The organism is Pseudoalteromonas sp. T1lg48 (assembly GCF_002964785.1).
Taxonomy (GTDB): Bacteria; Pseudomonadota; Gammaproteobacteria; order Enterobacterales; family Alteromonadaceae; genus Pseudoalteromonas.
The window spans coordinates 241,838-255,355 of record NZ_PQCC01000004.1 but is presented as its reverse complement, the minus strand read 5'-3'; the positions used below and the strand labels follow the sequence as shown (position 1 = coordinate 255,355).

Below are 13,518 nucleotides of genomic sequence, written 5' to 3'. Positions count from 1 at the left end.
TGATCCCCATGAGGTGGCGCAGGCGGCCCTATGGCAAAGCGCGATCATGCTCGGCGATATACGCCATCGGCGCTTTGATCCCAAACCTCATCACTTTCATTATCCGCTCTATATGATGTGGGTCGACCTTGCTCACCCGGAACAACTGGACAATGTTCATCCCTTACTGGGCACAGGGAGAGGTAAACTACTGCGTTTTAAGCAAAGCGATTACGTGCCCTTGCAGGAAGGGGATGTGAGTACACGGGCAATCAAGCAACTGCATACCCTAGACAGTAGCATCGAGGTTGAGTCCGTATACCTGCTTGCTCAGTTGCGCTGTTTCGGTCTGTACTTTTCGCCGGCAAATTTCTACTTTTTTCAACGCCGTGGGGCTGTCAGTTTTACCCATATGATGGCAGAGGTCAGTAATACGCCCTGGAATGAGCGCCATTATTACTTAGTCGATCTGCACACTAAAGTGAACTTTAAGAAATGTTTCCACGTATCTCCTTTTATGAATCTGGACATGCATTATCACTGGGCGGTTAAAGTGCTGCCCAAATCCCTGCTGATCCATATCGAGAACAAGCGCCAGGAGAACCTGCTGTTCGATGCCACTCTTCGCCTGCAACGACGTAAATTGGATAAACAGGCGGTGAGTGAGTTGCTTAAGCGCTTTCCAGCGATGAGCCTGAGCATAGTCAAAGGGATCTACTGGCAAGCAGTTAAATTATTTTTGAAACGAGTGCCTTTTTACGCTCACCCTGGGAAAGAATGATGGATAGAGTTACCGAGGTAAAAATAAATTCAAATGTAAGTTGGAAAACCAAGTTGGCCAAGCGTCTGGTTTTTGCCGCGTTTAATACGCTCGAGCATGGGTGTATCGAAATTCATGAGCGAGGCGAGCCGGTGCATGCTTTTGGTGATAAGTCAGCGCGGCCTAAAGCAGTGGTCAAGGTTGTTGACGCCAAGATGTATCAGGCGTTCGCATTTTCTGGCAGCATTGGCGCCGCAGAATCTTACATTGACGGCCACTGGGAGTGCGATAATCTCACGCGCCTGATTGAAATATTTGTTTTAAACCAGGCACAGCTGGATGCTTTTGAACGTCGCTTTGCGCTGCTGAGCGGGCTTGCGTATCGCCTTAAGCATGCGCGCAACCGTAACTCCAGCGCCGGCTCAAAACGCAATATTGTCGCTCATTACGATTTAGGCAACGAGTTGTACGAGTCATTTTTAAGTAATGAAATGCTCTATTCCTGCGCCGTGTATCCGCATAAAGAAGCCAGCCTCGAGCAGGCACAGCAACATAAACTCAAGCTCATTTGCGAGCGCGCACAGCTCAAAGATGGCGACACAGTCATAGAGATTGGCACCGGGTGGGGCGCTTTTGCCATCTATGCCGCCACCCATTATGACGTGCATGTAACCACCACCACCATATCCGAAGAGCAACATGATTATGTGGCAAACAAGATAAAAGCCCTGGGCCTCGAAGACAAGATCACCCTGCTCAAACAGGACTACCGTTTACTCGAGGGCCAGTACGACAAGCTGGTATCCATTGAGATGATTGAGGCCGTAGGTCATCAGTACCTCAGTGGTTTCTTTGCCAAATGCAACAGCCTGCTTAAGTCCGATGGTGCCATGCTGCTTCAAGCGATCACCATCAACGACCAGCGTTATCATACTTACGTCAAGCAGACCGACTTTATCCAGCAGTATATTTTTCCTGGTGGCTGCTTGGTCAGCATTGATGAAATGAGCCGTCACTTGCGACAAGGCACAGATCTGGTGATGCACGAGCTCCACGATATTGGTTTGCATTACGCTCGCACGCTGGCCGATTGGAGAGAGCGGTTTGATAAAGCCTGGCCACAGTTGCAGGGCGCTAAATTTAATACACAATTTTACCGTCTATGGCAGTACTACCTGGGCTATTGTGAAGGCGCATTTCGTCAACGGGCCATCAGTACCGTGCACCTAGTTGCGCGCAAGCAAGGGTTTAAGACCAATGACGCGGCGCTGGCTTTGCATTACTAACTTTCTGCTGTTTCAAAGCTGCTGGTGGGCAGCTTTTTATGCCCAGCAGCGGGCACTGCCTTTTATGGCGCTGTGTGTGCTTATGATGCTGTGGCTGTCCTCAGAGCGTCGCCGCGACCTCTACTTATGTAGCACCCTGGTGTTGGCCTTTGCCTGTGAGGCATTGGCCCAATGGCTCGGGCTTTTACAATTTGCCGATGCCCTGGTACCTGCCTGGCTTTTGCTCTTATGGTTGGCGTTGATCCTCACCATTAATCATTCCTTGGCTTTTATAAAGCGTTTTAACTGGTGGCAATGCTTTCTACTGTGCTGGCTCTGTGCACCATCCAGTTATATCACCGCCGCCCACTTTGAGATTTTTGCCTTGGGGGTGCCCTGGTGGCAATTTTACCTTCTTTACGGTGGCCTATGGGCCGTTACTTTTACCCTCATGGTAGTGATCAATCGACGCTTGCAACACGTACTGACACATACGAGTTGATGAGGAGCACCGTTATGAATGCTTGGAAAAGTGCAATACTGTCAGCGGCCTTTGTGCTCGCGCTTCCGGCCACGGCGACCACAGATAAGTGGCAGGACGTTGGCGAAGGCGTGATGCGTTACCTGTTTTGGGATATCTACCGCGCTGAACTGGCCACGGATACTGGTGAGTATCGCTTTGGCCATCACCCCATGCGTTTGTCCTTAACCTATTTGCGTGATATTGAAGGCGACGACATTACCAAAGCCACTCTGGACCAATGGCGTAAGCTAGATAGACCTGAGTACGTGACTGCCTATAAAGGCCTATTAAAGGGTTTGTGGCCGGATGTCAGTGCCGGAGATACGCTAAGTTTTGTCACCGATGCCAGCGGTAAGGGTACTTTTTACTTCAACGGCGAATTACTGCACCAGGTTGACGACCCAGCGTTTAGCGACGCTTTTACCTCAATCTGGCTGTCGCCACAGACAACAGAGCCCGGGCTTAGGGCGCAATTATTGGGAGGTCGTCCATGAGGCACTTAGTCATACTGCCACTGTTGATGCTGCTAGTGTCCTGCAGCGTTAGCATAGAGGATTATCAAGGCACAGAGCCGCAATTCGACTTTAAGCGCTTTTTTAACGGTGAGCTGGTGGCCTATGGCATAGTCCAAGACTATAGCGGTATGGTCACCCGGCGTTTCAAAGTCGATATGCAGGGCTCATGGGATGGGAATAAGGGCATTCTTGATGAGCAGTTCTATTACTTGGGTGGAGAGCAAGACGGAGAGCAGAGCACCCGGGTCTGGTATCTGGAACTGGGTGAAGATGGTAAGGTGTTTGGTCGCGCCGATGATGTGGTGGGGCAGGCTGAGGGTAAAGTGGTCGGCAACGCCTTGCACTGGCAGTACAGTTTGCGTATTCCCTATGGCGATGACACCATCACTGTAGCCCTTGATGACTGGATGTTTCTTGTCACCGAAACAAGGTTGATCAACCGTACCGCAATTGATAAGTTTGGAGTCGAAGTTGGCGAAATCACGCTAGTTATCGAAAAACGTTAACAAATAGCCCATTTTTATGAAGTTTTTTCTCAAAAATGTGTGGTTTGCAGTTGCCAAGTTAATAAAAATACTTAAATATAGGTCTTGCTAAGGCAAAAAAAATAACGAATAGGAATCAAACAATGAACAAAGCTCAATTAGTCGAAAAAATCGCCAACGATGCTGAAATCTCAAAAGCAGCGGCGAGCCGTGCGCTAGATGCATTCACTGGTGCAGTAACTGACTCTTTGAAAGACGGTAACTCTGTTGCGCTAGTTGGTTTCGGTACTTTCTCTGTAAAAGAGCGTGCTGCTCGTACAGGCCGCAACCCGCAAACAGGCGCGGAAATCCAAATCGCGGCTGCGAACATTCCTAGCTTCAAGCCAGGTAAAGGTCTTAAAGATTCAGTTAATTCTTAATAGTAAAGAATACTGTTGAAAAAGGGCGCTAACGCCCTTTTTTTATGCCTGTTTTTTGGTGCAACAACTCTTGCTGTGAGCTAGTACAAAAGCTCATACTCGAAGGCTGCTGAGAGCGAATTGCTAACCTTGATAACGATTAAAATATTTTACTCAGCGGGCTGATAACTCCATTTGCCCCTTGCTGCAACACATGAGTGTATATTTGCGTTGTCTTGACATCGGAATGACCAAGTTGAGCTTGCACGGTTCTGATATCGGCACCACTTTGTAGTAAATGGGTCGCAAATGAATGTCTAAAAGTGTGGGGCGTTATAGGTTTTGTTATTTTTGCTTTTTTGGCTGCCTCTTTAACTGCTTTACGTACTCCTGTTTGATGAAAATGGTGTCGGCGAATCTCGCCCGTTTCAGGGTCTGCACTTAATTTAAATGAAGGAAACAAATACTGCCAAGCAAGTGATTTATTGGCGCTAGGATACTTTCTTGCTAATGCGTTTGGCATCCAAACACCAGCATATTGCTTATTCTGGGAATCTAATTTTAAGTATTCATCAGCTTGAGCAATTTGATTTCTTAGCAAAGGCATTAGTTCTGTGGCGAGTGTAACTACCCTATGTTTATTCCCTTTTCCATTCCAGACCCGAATGCACTTGTAGTCAAAGTCAATATCCTGAACTCTTAGTTGAACAGCTTCCATGACACGTAAGCCGCTGCCATACATTAAACCCGAAATTAAATAATATCGTTTATTTAAAAACGACATGAGAAGTTTAACCTCCTCGGGGGTCATGACAATTGGTAATTTAGCTTGGCGCTTGCTTCTGACAAACGTTAGATTAGGACACAAATCCTGTTTAATTATATGCTTATATAAAAAAGATAACGAATTTAGTGCTGTCGCTTGTGTTTTAGGCGACACATTACATTTGAGTACGAGGTAGTCGAGGTATTCGACAACCTCGTTATCTCCCATTGAGGCTGGGTGACGCTTACCATGAAAATGAATATAAGAAGAAATCCACTTAAGGTATGTATCAACGCTTCTGAGCGAATATTGCTTTGTCAGCATAAACTCGGCGATGTGGTTTAGAAATGGTGAGCGAGTTCTCATTGGGTCACCCTACTGAATACTGTTTATAAATACAGTATTGCTGTGTTTCTCCTATAGTCAAGAAAACGACCCAATGGGTCGTTTTTGTCTTTCCCACGCCGCTAAGACTTTGAGAAACTTAAGTTCTGGCAAACACTTCCTGAATCTGCTATCAATGGTAAGAGGACTAAAACGAGACAGGTTGCGGTAGAAAAACGACCCAATCGCTCGATATTAAATTGTTAAGTGGCCACGGAAGAATCGATGAACATTGAACTAATTGGAAACATAGTAGGGCTTATTCTTGCTCACAGCGCCTATATCGGAAGTGGCCAAGATGGAGAATTAATGGTCCCATATGTAATTTTCCAATCTGGAGAAAGCAGAGAGTTACAGAACTTTGAAGCCGATACCCAGCAGCAAGCTGTAGACCTTGCTCATGAGACAATCGAAAAGTATCAGCACCTAGTTGATGTTTGGGCATATGCACAAGAGGGTCTAGTAACCCTTGGAGATGGTTCAAAGCAGGATGTATATTTAATCAAAGCATGGGGGCAAGGCTTAAGTGAGCCTATCCAGCTATATCAGATGTTTCAGCCAAAGCCATTTAAACTCATTGGCAATATTAAAATGCTCAATTTTGAAGATGCAGGCTTCCGCTTAGAGCAAGCTGAAGCGTTTCATTCGGCCCTAGATGCAGGTATTACATCGCATCAAAAGGCCAACGAAAAGTGGGAAGGCTGGTTTGAGTAAAATCCACTTAACAAGCAAAGGCAGCATCGCCCTACGGGCTGGACGCGCTACCGCGCGCCGCTGCTTTGGGCGTTATGTGTTTAATTAAGCCAAGGAGTATTAAATGGCAATTTTTGGAATTGGTGCATATTACGATGAAGATGTGAGCCAAGAGTTTATTGATAATTCAATTGCAGGTCCTGGTTGGGACGAAACCGATGCACCAGAACTTTTTCAATACGTTGCGTCCCTAAAAGTCGGTGACATTGTTTATCTAAAATCTTGCCCCCCAAGCAGTAAAGATATTCATGTTAAAGGTATAGGCTTTATTGCAGACCATAAACTGTTAACCGATATAAGTGATACTAAAAATCTTGTTAGTGCTGGGCGTAAAATAAACTGGGTTAACACTCAAAAATTCACTATTCCAAAACCACAAGAAAAAAACAATGTTCGCTCTAATACTATGTATGAAGAGTTTCATCCAAAGGTGCAACAAATAATCATGGAAAAGGTTATTGGTGCTGTAAAAAACACATAACAAACGCTTCAAAAAAGGACGCAAAAAGCTTGGCTTGCACTCCTTCGTCGCTAATTTTAGCCAAGCCTTTTGCGCCTGTTAAGCGGGCGTTATACGGAGAAATTGATATTGAAGAACGTTGAAGCTATTTTAGTTAATTCCTTTACTGCGAATGGGACGGGTGGAAACCCTGCGGGTGTTGTGCTTGACGCCGATTATTTGTCGAACGAAGAAAAATTACAAATAGCACAAGTTGTTGGTTATTCGGAAACTGCATTTGTATCTCGCGATAATGAAGCTGATTTTGAGGTGTCCTTTTTTACCGTAACAGGTGAAGTTGATTTCTGTGGACACGCTACATTAGCTGCATTTTCAGCAATGTATCAAGACGGAATCATAAGTGAAGGTAAATACGTTCAAAGGACTAAAGCAGGTTTACTCGTCGTAACCATAGAGACAAGCGGTCTTGTCGTCATGGATCAGAAGTTACCAGAATACGGTGCACAGTTCAGTTATGAACTTATATCGGAGTTAGTCGGGCTAGACTCGAAAGTCCTTGAGTCTACACGGTTGCCGATTGAGGTTGTTTCAACAGGTTTACCCGATATTATTGTCCCAGTCCCATATGGGTATCTCGATAAAATTCAAGTGAATGAAAATCTAACCATTAATTTCTGTAAAAGGCATGAAGTAATTGGTATTCATGCTTTTGAGTTATGTGAAAAAACAAACATGGTTACAGCAAGCTGTCGTAACTTCGCTCCACTGTTTGGTATTTCCGAGGAATCAGCGACGGGGAGTGCGAGTGGTGCATTAGCGTGTTACCTAACTAAACACCTTCTTAATACACATTCGAATAGTTTTGTTTTCGAACAAGGTCGGGCAATGAAATGTATTTCAAAAATTACCGCGTCTGTAGATTCAAACGAGCAAGGTATTATTAAGGTTAGAGTTGGTGGTTTCGCTCACAAAATTGGACGGCGGGAAATCTCCGTATAACAAAGCGTTCAAGAGTGATTCCAAACGCTTGCCGGTTTCGCTTCGCTCACAGTATGGCAAGCGCTTGTCACACCTTAACGCAGCGTTATATGAATCTTGAGTATGATTGAAATCGTCATCGTAATTTTCGTTGGTTTTATCTTGATAAAAGCGGTTCGTCATTCGCGAAAAGTTAACAAAGATTTCTCTCAACTTGACAAGCAACAAAAAGATGAGTTGGTTGAATTAGTTAATACCAATCCCAAAAGGTATTTCCTGTCAGGCGGTTCATTTACGAAGTTACCTAAGCCGTTGGCAATCATCGGAAATATTCTAGCTATTTGTGTAATTTTGTTTTTTGTGGTCTTATTTATCGCAGCACTTTCATAGCGTTATTGGGTTAAATTCATATAACAAGTCAATAATGGCATGGACGCAAAACGCATGGCTTGCGCTCCTTCGTCGCTGAGTATAGCCATGCATTTATGCGCCCCATATTGAGGCGTTATATAGCCTAAGAGGCTTATGAGAAATCTACTGATTGGGTTAACTACTGTTTTTGCCTGGGTGCCATCAACTTTATTGGTTTTACTCGCATGCTTTGCTTTAATTGGTGCACTAGGCAGTATTTTTGATTTACCGATAACATTTAGCCTTAAATGGATTCTGACTTCGCTATTTGGGATTGCAGGCTATATTGCTTTAACTTCAGTAAGTTGGGGTTTAAAGCTTAATCTTAGAACGCGGTTGGTATTTCTTATTTTAGGCTTAATATCCCTGGTATTTACCTATTGGTCAGGTGTTAAATTTGACGGTGAAATTTTTACACTCGTTAGTGGCTGGTTTGGGATTTATTTGTTTTTATGCCCTGCTTTATTTTTGTTTATTCATATAGTTTTGCATCTACTTTGGTTACGCAAGGCTATATAACAAGTTACTAAATTTCGTTCCGGCCACAAACAGCGTGGCCTCCACGGGACTGCCTACGCTGCGCTGCGGCAGCCCATTAGTAAAGCGTTATATTTCCATTGCAAAGGAGTGTTTATTTTCATGTTGAGAAAGTTACTGTTTAGCTCTCTATTTTTTGTTTCCTGTGTTGATGCACAAGAACATGATTTTCCTACCATATTATCTTGCCATGCATCATCGGATAAACCGGGACTTGCAGTTAGCATCGAACAATCTGGAAAGCATGTTTTCAAAGGCGCTCTTGGTGTTGCAGACCTAAACACTCGCGAACTATTAAGAGTTGATGACACTTTTCAGATCGGCTCCATTTCAAAGCAGTTTACTGCCGCTGCGATACTTCAACTCGCTGAAAATAAAAAGTTATCCTTAAAAAGTACCCTAGGTGATTTTATTACAGATATTCCAGTCGAGTACGCAAGCCTGACGATTGAAAGTGTTCTAAGCCATACTTCCGGGCTGCCAAATTACAACTCGGATACAGAGGTCAGGCAGCGATGGAACAAGTACGCCCCCATTGATGAAGTGATCAATGTTGTGAGTAAAATGCCAGTCCTGGCTAAGCCTGGTGTTGATTATGCGTATTCAAACACCGGATATATTTTGTTGGGAAAGGTGATAGAGGTTGCTTCTGGGCTGACATATAGCGAGTATTTACAACGGAATATTTTTTCCCCTTTAGGCATGAAGAATTCGTTTGTTGTTACTAAAGGGGTAAGTTCAAAGCGAATTGTTAAAGGCTATACCTCAAACAGAAACGCGCCTGATCTGTATGTGGCTCCCGAAAACGTTGACCGCAGTTGGATTTATGCAGCGGGGGCAATTGCATCTACTCTTGATGACATGAGCCAGTGGCATCGTGGTTTAAGTTCAGGGAAGGTAATTTCGGCTGAAAATTATCAGCTGATGGTAACTAGAGCAAAATTAAACAACGGTGAATCAGTAAATTATGGATTTGGTACTGATGTATACCCTATAAGTGATCAACCGTCGTACAGTCATCAAGGGCAGGTGCCAGGTTTTATGGCATGGTCAGTCTATTTTCCATCGCATGATTTACTTGGCACAGTATTCGGTAACAATGACGCTGTTCACCCAGGCCCGGCTTTGTTAAATATGATTGCAAGGCAACTTAACCTTTCACCAGCGCCAATTGCTGAGAAAGACATCACGGAGCAAGCTAAGGCTCTGATTGGTACATACAAAGGTGCAGACGATACGGTTATGACTGTTACATTCGATAATGGTCAACTCAGCGCCAAAAACGGCAATGGTGTCATGCAAAAATTAGTGCTTCGGGAAAATAACTCATTTTCTTATGAATGCACCGAAGATTATTATCAACTTCGAGAGCAGGATGATAAGCGTTTACTTGTTCCTGTCAGTATTTACATGGGTGAACGAGCACCTTTAGTTAGAATGGAAATATAACAATCGCCATCAAAAACGACTCGCAACACGTTGCTCACGTTTGTGGCGGGCGTTATATTGCTTTGTAAGGTCAAGCGTTGAATACAAAAGAAAGCAAGGAAAGTGGTATCTTATATGCGGTGTTCATTACCGTGTTGTTGTATTTCTTTTTTAAGATTACTTTGATCTTTTCAATAGTGTCAGGCAGAAATATCACTTGTTTAAGCTCTATTTGGAGTAACTCTGATACTTTAATAACTCCTTTCTCTGCGTTTTTCATTCTGGCGATATTTAGCAGCATTTGGTTTTTTTATTGCGGCATAAGGTACAAACGAAAAGTAGGTAAATCGGTATATTTGCTATTAGCAGTCGGAACTGTGTTCTATTACTTTTGGTTCAAAGGTTTTTACGGTTTCTGGCAGCTAATGAGCTACGAGCAAAAGGAAATTACATTACAAGAGTTTTTTGAAAAAACAGGTGGTACAGAAAGGTTAAAGCTGTATGGTAGTGGCGCTAATAAAAATGTATTGTGTAAATCGCAATATAACAAAGCAAATTAAAAGTGCGGACAAAAAACAGTGGGCTTTGTTCGTACCTCACAAATTATAGCCCACTATTTTTAGCCGTTTATTTGCGGCGTTAGCATTACAAGCGTGGAGAACAAATTTGCCGCTAGTTTTATTGTCAGGTCCTGCAAGTATTGTGCAGGCTAAAAATATTGGTTTATTAGACTTGGCTCCTACTAAAGAAGATGAACTTTATGTGCATCAAGAGAGTCATGATCACAGATTATTTTTTCACGGGGACTTTAGTGGGTTTCACGCTTATGCTTTGGTAACTCATACTAAATTCAAGGTTAATAAGGATAGCGTTAGACTATTAGATGAGATCTCATTTGAGGCAGAATTAATATTTGAAAATGAGTTAGGTGAAGAAAGGTCACAACTTACTAAGTTCGACTCTCCGTTGTTACCTTTATCTGATGTTGCCGCTTGTAAATATGGAAGGGATTACGATAGTTTTGAGTTTTCTTTTGCTAATGGTGCTGCAAATCAAAAGTTTCCATGTGATCTTGTTTTTGTAACTAATTACGCTAAGAACCTAGAATACTCTATCCCACTATGCATTGAATACATTGGGATGGCGGCTAAAAATGGAAGAACTGCTCAAGATAGGCTTGGTGAGGGGCATGAAAAGCTTCAAACCATCTTGGCTAAGCTTAATGCTAGAGATCAGTTCAAAAGCGCATCGATTATTCTATATAAACCCGGTGAGTTAGATTGCGATGAAATCACTTTCGAACAAGTTGTTGAAACATTAGAGGCAAGCTTGATTCAGCATTTTAAACCTACACCATTAAATGTCGAGCACTTAAATTTCCCTAATAACAAAACTAAATTAACATCTACGTTAAAACACATTGGGGCAAATGAGATTGTTGTAAAACTAGAGAGCCCTGAAGGCACGTGTTTGTATTCTATACACAAACCCGAAAAATTGGACGAGCACTTTATTTTTGTTCAAGTTCCGTAATGCTAACAAGGCCATAAAGTCGGATTCGTAACAGTTGGCTCGGTTCCGCTTCGCTACACATTTTAGCCAACAATTACTCACCGCTTATGGAGGCGTTAGGCATATGAAAAAAGTTCTGTTATCCCTCGAAGCTTTGATAATTCTCATTCCATTAGGCTGCTTCATAATTTACATGTCTGCTCTTCAGCTCATATTCGGAGTGCCGGCTCATTTGTTTAGAGAAAGTACAGAGTTTTCACCTGAGCTGTTTTTAGCCTTTATCGGCAATTTAGCTGGATTATTTGCGTATTGGGTCTTGATAGAGTTGAGCTATAAAACTATTAATGGGCGGGAAATTAGTTTTGATAAAAGGCTCAATTTAGCTCTATTTTGTGGTTCTTTTGCCTGCGCTGTATTGTATTTTATTTACGACTTTTGGCTAGCGTCATATGTAGTTATACCTTCGGTTGTAATTACGTTTCACTTTATTTATCTTCAATTTAAGTGTAAAAAATATGCCTAACAAGAGCCTGATGTTGCTCGTAAACTCGCTGGGACAAATTTTCGCGGGCTTTTCGCTTCGCTCAAGTTTAGCCCACTCAATTTGCCCCATAGGCGGGCGTTATATTCCTAGGGTTTCATCAACATGGAGAGTTATAAATGAGAGTATTTATTTTTAGTTTTGTTTTACTTTGTTCACAGTTTTCATTCGCCTCAGATTTAATTTTAGCTGAGGAAATTAAGTTAAAGTCCGATACACTTGGGGAAGAAAGAAACTTATTAATAAAACTTCCAAAGAAATATCACGATGAAGATAATTCGTATCCAGTATTATACGTACTACACGGTCAATGGGATATGCTTTCAACCCTATCGACTATTGATCTATTAGAAGATCAAATTCCAAACTTTATAGTTGTAGGTATCGAAAGTAGAGGAAAAGAACTTAGTCCTGAAAATGGAAAAACAACGCCCTTTGCTGAGTTTCTTGCGACAGAAGTCGTATCTTTTGTTAATGATAATTACCGAGTTGCGCCTTATACAATTCTATCTGGGCATTCTAATTCAGGCCGTTTCGTCTTAGATTATTGGTTAAGTAATAATCCTGGTTTTTCTAAATACTTCGCTTTCAGTCCTTCTCTTGACGATAATTACATCTTAGATATGGTATCCAAATCAAAAATTGAGGATTTAAAAAAGAAAGCTCCTCTTACGATCACCATCGCAAATGAAGGTGAGCATATGCAAAACCCTTTTACTGAATTAACTCAGAAGTTAAGTAACTTATCTAAAAGCTCTTTTGAATTCCAAAAATTCCCAGAGCAATCTCATAGAACCACTAAACATTCTTCTATGCAATATGCTTTACAATCAACATTTGCGGGCTGGGAACCAACCTACGAAGTAAAAACTTCAGGGTTAAACGGTTTAAAAAAACACTATACAGATTTATCTAAAAAGTTTGGGTTTAAGGTTTCTGTTCCAATCGAAACCTTGCAAAAGTTAGTAGCTCATTATGCTATTTCTGAAAATGCGACTGAAGAACTTAATAAGCACATAGCTTTCACAATTAATCAATCTTCAGAAGGCATAGATTCACTGTTTGAAATATCTGACTATTTATCTAGTAATGGATATAAAGAAGCCGGTGAAAATATTCTCAATGTAATATGTAATCAGGCTAAAAATAATCAAAGGTGTAGTGGTTAGTACGGAATATAACAAGGTAATTAAACGGAAAATTAACAGTTGGCTTTTTCCGCTTCGCTTCAAATTATAGCCAACTATCAATTTCCGCTTATTGCGGCGTTAGCTTTAAAGGAGTAACCATTGAAATATATTTTTTCGCTTCTGGCATTTATAAGCTTAAATGCCTTTGCAAATGACGAGTTAAAGTCTATCTATCTTGCATTTGAATCAGATTACATGAGTAATGATGCTAGTAAATATTCCCAGTGGCTTACTGACGAATATCAAATAGTCCAAACTATGCATGTCCCAGGTATGGGCAGTGATAGCCGCAAGGTAACAGGACAACAAATGATTGGGTTCATGAGAAAAATGAATAAGCCTAACTCTACACCACGATCTACGTTCGAAAATACAAGCGTGCGTTTAACTGACAATACCGGTTTTTGTGCCACTTCTAGTACAATTGCAACAACCAAGGTCGCAGGAAAAGATTACGAAGAAAAAGAAACAAGAGAAGTTTGTTTTCTCAAAATCAAGAGTGACTTCAAGGCTATTGAGCACAAGATAGACGTGTATTACAAGAAGCTATAAACCTAACAAACGTATTAATGAATGAACGCTTTAAGCTTGGCTGGCTCGTTCCTCGCTAAGTTTAGCCAAGCATTTATCAGC

The 13,518-nt window shown here is 42.1% G+C and carries 18 protein-coding genes; 17 read left to right on the top strand and 1 reads right to left on the bottom strand.

The features are described from left to right. Positions 1-46: 46 nt before the first annotated feature. From C2M29_RS06570 to C2M29_RS06545, 6 genes are all read left to right on the top strand, one after another. Positions 47-760 carry a DUF1365 domain-containing protein gene (locus C2M29_RS06570; protein ID WP_105189325.1) on the top strand — a complete coding sequence of 238 codons (714 nt, stop codon included), beginning with the start codon at positions 47-49 and terminating at the stop codon, positions 758-760. After that, positions 760-2,025, top strand: a complete 1,266-nt coding sequence (locus tag C2M29_RS06565) for an SAM-dependent methyltransferase (protein WP_105188993.1) — start codon at positions 760-762, stop codon at positions 2,023-2,025. The genes C2M29_RS06570 and C2M29_RS06565 overlap by 1 nt, the downstream gene beginning before the upstream one ends. Beyond that, positions 1,997-2,506, top strand: coding sequence for a DUF2878 domain-containing protein (locus C2M29_RS06560; protein ID WP_105188992.1), 510 nt, complete (start codon positions 1,997-1,999; stop codon positions 2,504-2,506). Before C2M29_RS06565 ends, C2M29_RS06560 begins: the two co-directional genes overlap by 29 nt. A 14-nt stretch (positions 2,507-2,520) precedes the next feature. Then, positions 2,521-3,021, top strand: a complete 501-nt coding sequence (locus tag C2M29_RS06555; protein WP_158684655.1) for a chalcone isomerase family protein — start codon at positions 2,521-2,523, stop codon at positions 3,019-3,021. Further along, positions 3,018-3,548: a DUF3833 domain-containing protein gene (locus C2M29_RS06550; RefSeq protein WP_105188990.1), complete on the top strand. Its 531-nt coding sequence runs from the start codon at positions 3,018-3,020 to the stop codon at positions 3,546-3,548. The genes C2M29_RS06555 and C2M29_RS06550 overlap by 4 nt, the downstream gene beginning before the upstream one ends. A 122-nt stretch (positions 3,549-3,670) precedes the next feature. Next, on the top strand, positions 3,671-3,946 hold the full coding sequence (locus C2M29_RS06545; protein WP_105188989.1) for an HU family DNA-binding protein: 276 nt from the start codon (positions 3,671-3,673) through the stop codon (positions 3,944-3,946). Between the two features lie 139 nt (positions 3,947-4,085). Here C2M29_RS06545 and C2M29_RS06540 read toward each other — a convergent pair whose 3' ends face one another. Next, entirely contained in the window at positions 4,086-5,057 is a 972-nt protein-coding gene (locus C2M29_RS06540; protein ID WP_105188988.1) for an integron integrase, read from the bottom strand. Between the two features lie 243 nt (positions 5,058-5,300). Here C2M29_RS06540 and C2M29_RS06535 point away from each other — a divergent pair, with 243 nt between their 5' ends. From C2M29_RS06535 to C2M29_RS06480, 11 genes are all read left to right on the top strand, one after another. Then, complete coding sequence (locus C2M29_RS06535; RefSeq protein WP_105188987.1) at positions 5,301-5,789, top strand: hypothetical protein; 489 nt, start codon at positions 5,301-5,303, stop codon at positions 5,787-5,789. Between the two features lie 103 nt (positions 5,790-5,892). Beyond that, complete coding sequence (locus C2M29_RS06530; RefSeq protein ID WP_105188986.1) at positions 5,893-6,309, top strand: hypothetical protein; 417 nt, start codon at positions 5,893-5,895, stop codon at positions 6,307-6,309. A gap of 108 nt (positions 6,310-6,417) precedes the next feature. Beyond that, the gene (locus tag C2M29_RS06525) at positions 6,418-7,287 is read left to right on the top strand and encodes a PhzF family phenazine biosynthesis protein (protein ID WP_105189324.1); all 870 of its coding nucleotides are present in this window, start codon (positions 6,418-6,420) and stop codon (positions 7,285-7,287) included. Between the two features lie 102 nt (positions 7,288-7,389). Next, the gene (locus tag C2M29_RS06520) at positions 7,390-7,656 is read left to right on the top strand and encodes a hypothetical protein (RefSeq protein ID WP_105188985.1); all 267 of its coding nucleotides are present in this window, start codon (positions 7,390-7,392) and stop codon (positions 7,654-7,656) included. Between the two features lie 135 nt (positions 7,657-7,791). Then, positions 7,792-8,196 carry a hypothetical protein gene (locus tag C2M29_RS06515; RefSeq protein ID WP_105188984.1) on the top strand — a complete coding sequence of 135 codons (405 nt, stop codon included), beginning with the start codon at positions 7,792-7,794 and terminating at the stop codon, positions 8,194-8,196. A gap of 120 nt (positions 8,197-8,316) precedes the next feature. Beyond that, complete coding sequence (locus C2M29_RS06510; RefSeq protein WP_105188983.1) at positions 8,317-9,663, top strand: serine hydrolase domain-containing protein; 1,347 nt, start codon at positions 8,317-8,319, stop codon at positions 9,661-9,663. Between the two features lie 77 nt (positions 9,664-9,740). Then, positions 9,741-10,202 (top strand): hypothetical protein, encoded by a 462-nt coding sequence (locus C2M29_RS16560; RefSeq protein WP_158677954.1) that lies wholly within the window; start codon positions 9,741-9,743, stop codon positions 10,200-10,202. Between the two features lie 106 nt (positions 10,203-10,308). Continuing rightward, positions 10,309-11,175 (top strand): hypothetical protein, encoded by an 867-nt coding sequence (locus tag C2M29_RS06495; protein ID WP_105188980.1) that lies wholly within the window; start codon positions 10,309-10,311, stop codon positions 11,173-11,175. Between the two features lie 103 nt (positions 11,176-11,278). Then, the gene (locus C2M29_RS06490; protein ID WP_105188979.1) at positions 11,279-11,677 is read left to right on the top strand and encodes a hypothetical protein; all 399 of its coding nucleotides are present in this window, start codon (positions 11,279-11,281) and stop codon (positions 11,675-11,677) included. A gap of 137 nt (positions 11,678-11,814) precedes the next feature. Further along, positions 11,815-12,864, top strand: a complete 1,050-nt coding sequence (locus C2M29_RS06485) for an alpha/beta hydrolase (protein WP_105188978.1) — start codon at positions 11,815-11,817, stop codon at positions 12,862-12,864. Between the two features lie 120 nt (positions 12,865-12,984). Further along, positions 12,985-13,437, top strand: a complete 453-nt coding sequence (locus C2M29_RS06480; protein ID WP_105188977.1) for a hypothetical protein — start codon at positions 12,985-12,987, stop codon at positions 13,435-13,437. Positions 13,438-13,518 lie beyond the last annotated feature (81 nt).

Excerpts from the sequence above, each read along its gene's own strand:
- C2M29_RS06510 (WP_105188983.1), top strand. The coding sequence starts at position 8,317 with ATGTTGAGAAAGTTACTGTTTAGCTCTCTATTTTTTGTTTCCTGTGTT.
- C2M29_RS06565 (WP_105188993.1), top strand. The coding sequence starts at position 760 with ATGGATAGAGTTACCGAGGTAAAAATAAATTCAAATGTAAGTTGGAAA.
- C2M29_RS06540 (WP_105188988.1), bottom strand. The coding sequence starts at position 5,057 with ATGAGAACTCGCTCACCATTTCTAAACCACATCGCCGAGTTTATGCTG.
- C2M29_RS06530 (WP_105188986.1), top strand. The coding sequence starts at position 5,893 with ATGGCAATTTTTGGAATTGGTGCATATTACGATGAAGATGTGAGCCAA.
- C2M29_RS06560 (WP_105188992.1), top strand. The coding sequence starts at position 1,997 with ATGACGCGGCGCTGGCTTTGCATTACTAACTTTCTGCTGTTTCAAAGC.
- C2M29_RS06485 (WP_105188978.1), top strand. The coding sequence starts at position 11,815 with ATGAGAGTATTTATTTTTAGTTTTGTTTTACTTTGTTCACAGTTTTCA.
- C2M29_RS06520 (WP_105188985.1), top strand. The coding sequence starts at position 7,390 with ATGATTGAAATCGTCATCGTAATTTTCGTTGGTTTTATCTTGATAAAA.
- C2M29_RS06490 (WP_105188979.1), top strand. The coding sequence starts at position 11,279 with ATGAAAAAAGTTCTGTTATCCCTCGAAGCTTTGATAATTCTCATTCCA.
- C2M29_RS06535 (WP_105188987.1), top strand. The coding sequence starts at position 5,301 with ATGAACATTGAACTAATTGGAAACATAGTAGGGCTTATTCTTGCTCAC.
- C2M29_RS06545 (WP_105188989.1), top strand. The coding sequence starts at position 3,671 with ATGAACAAAGCTCAATTAGTCGAAAAAATCGCCAACGATGCTGAAATC.
- C2M29_RS06570 (WP_105189325.1), top strand. The coding sequence starts at position 47 with ATGCTCGGCGATATACGCCATCGGCGCTTTGATCCCAAACCTCATCAC.
- C2M29_RS06515 (WP_105188984.1), top strand. The coding sequence starts at position 7,792 with ATGAGAAATCTACTGATTGGGTTAACTACTGTTTTTGCCTGGGTGCCA.
- C2M29_RS06555 (WP_158684655.1), top strand. The coding sequence starts at position 2,521 with ATGAATGCTTGGAAAAGTGCAATACTGTCAGCGGCCTTTGTGCTCGCG.
- C2M29_RS06550 (WP_105188990.1), top strand. The coding sequence starts at position 3,018 with ATGAGGCACTTAGTCATACTGCCACTGTTGATGCTGCTAGTGTCCTGC.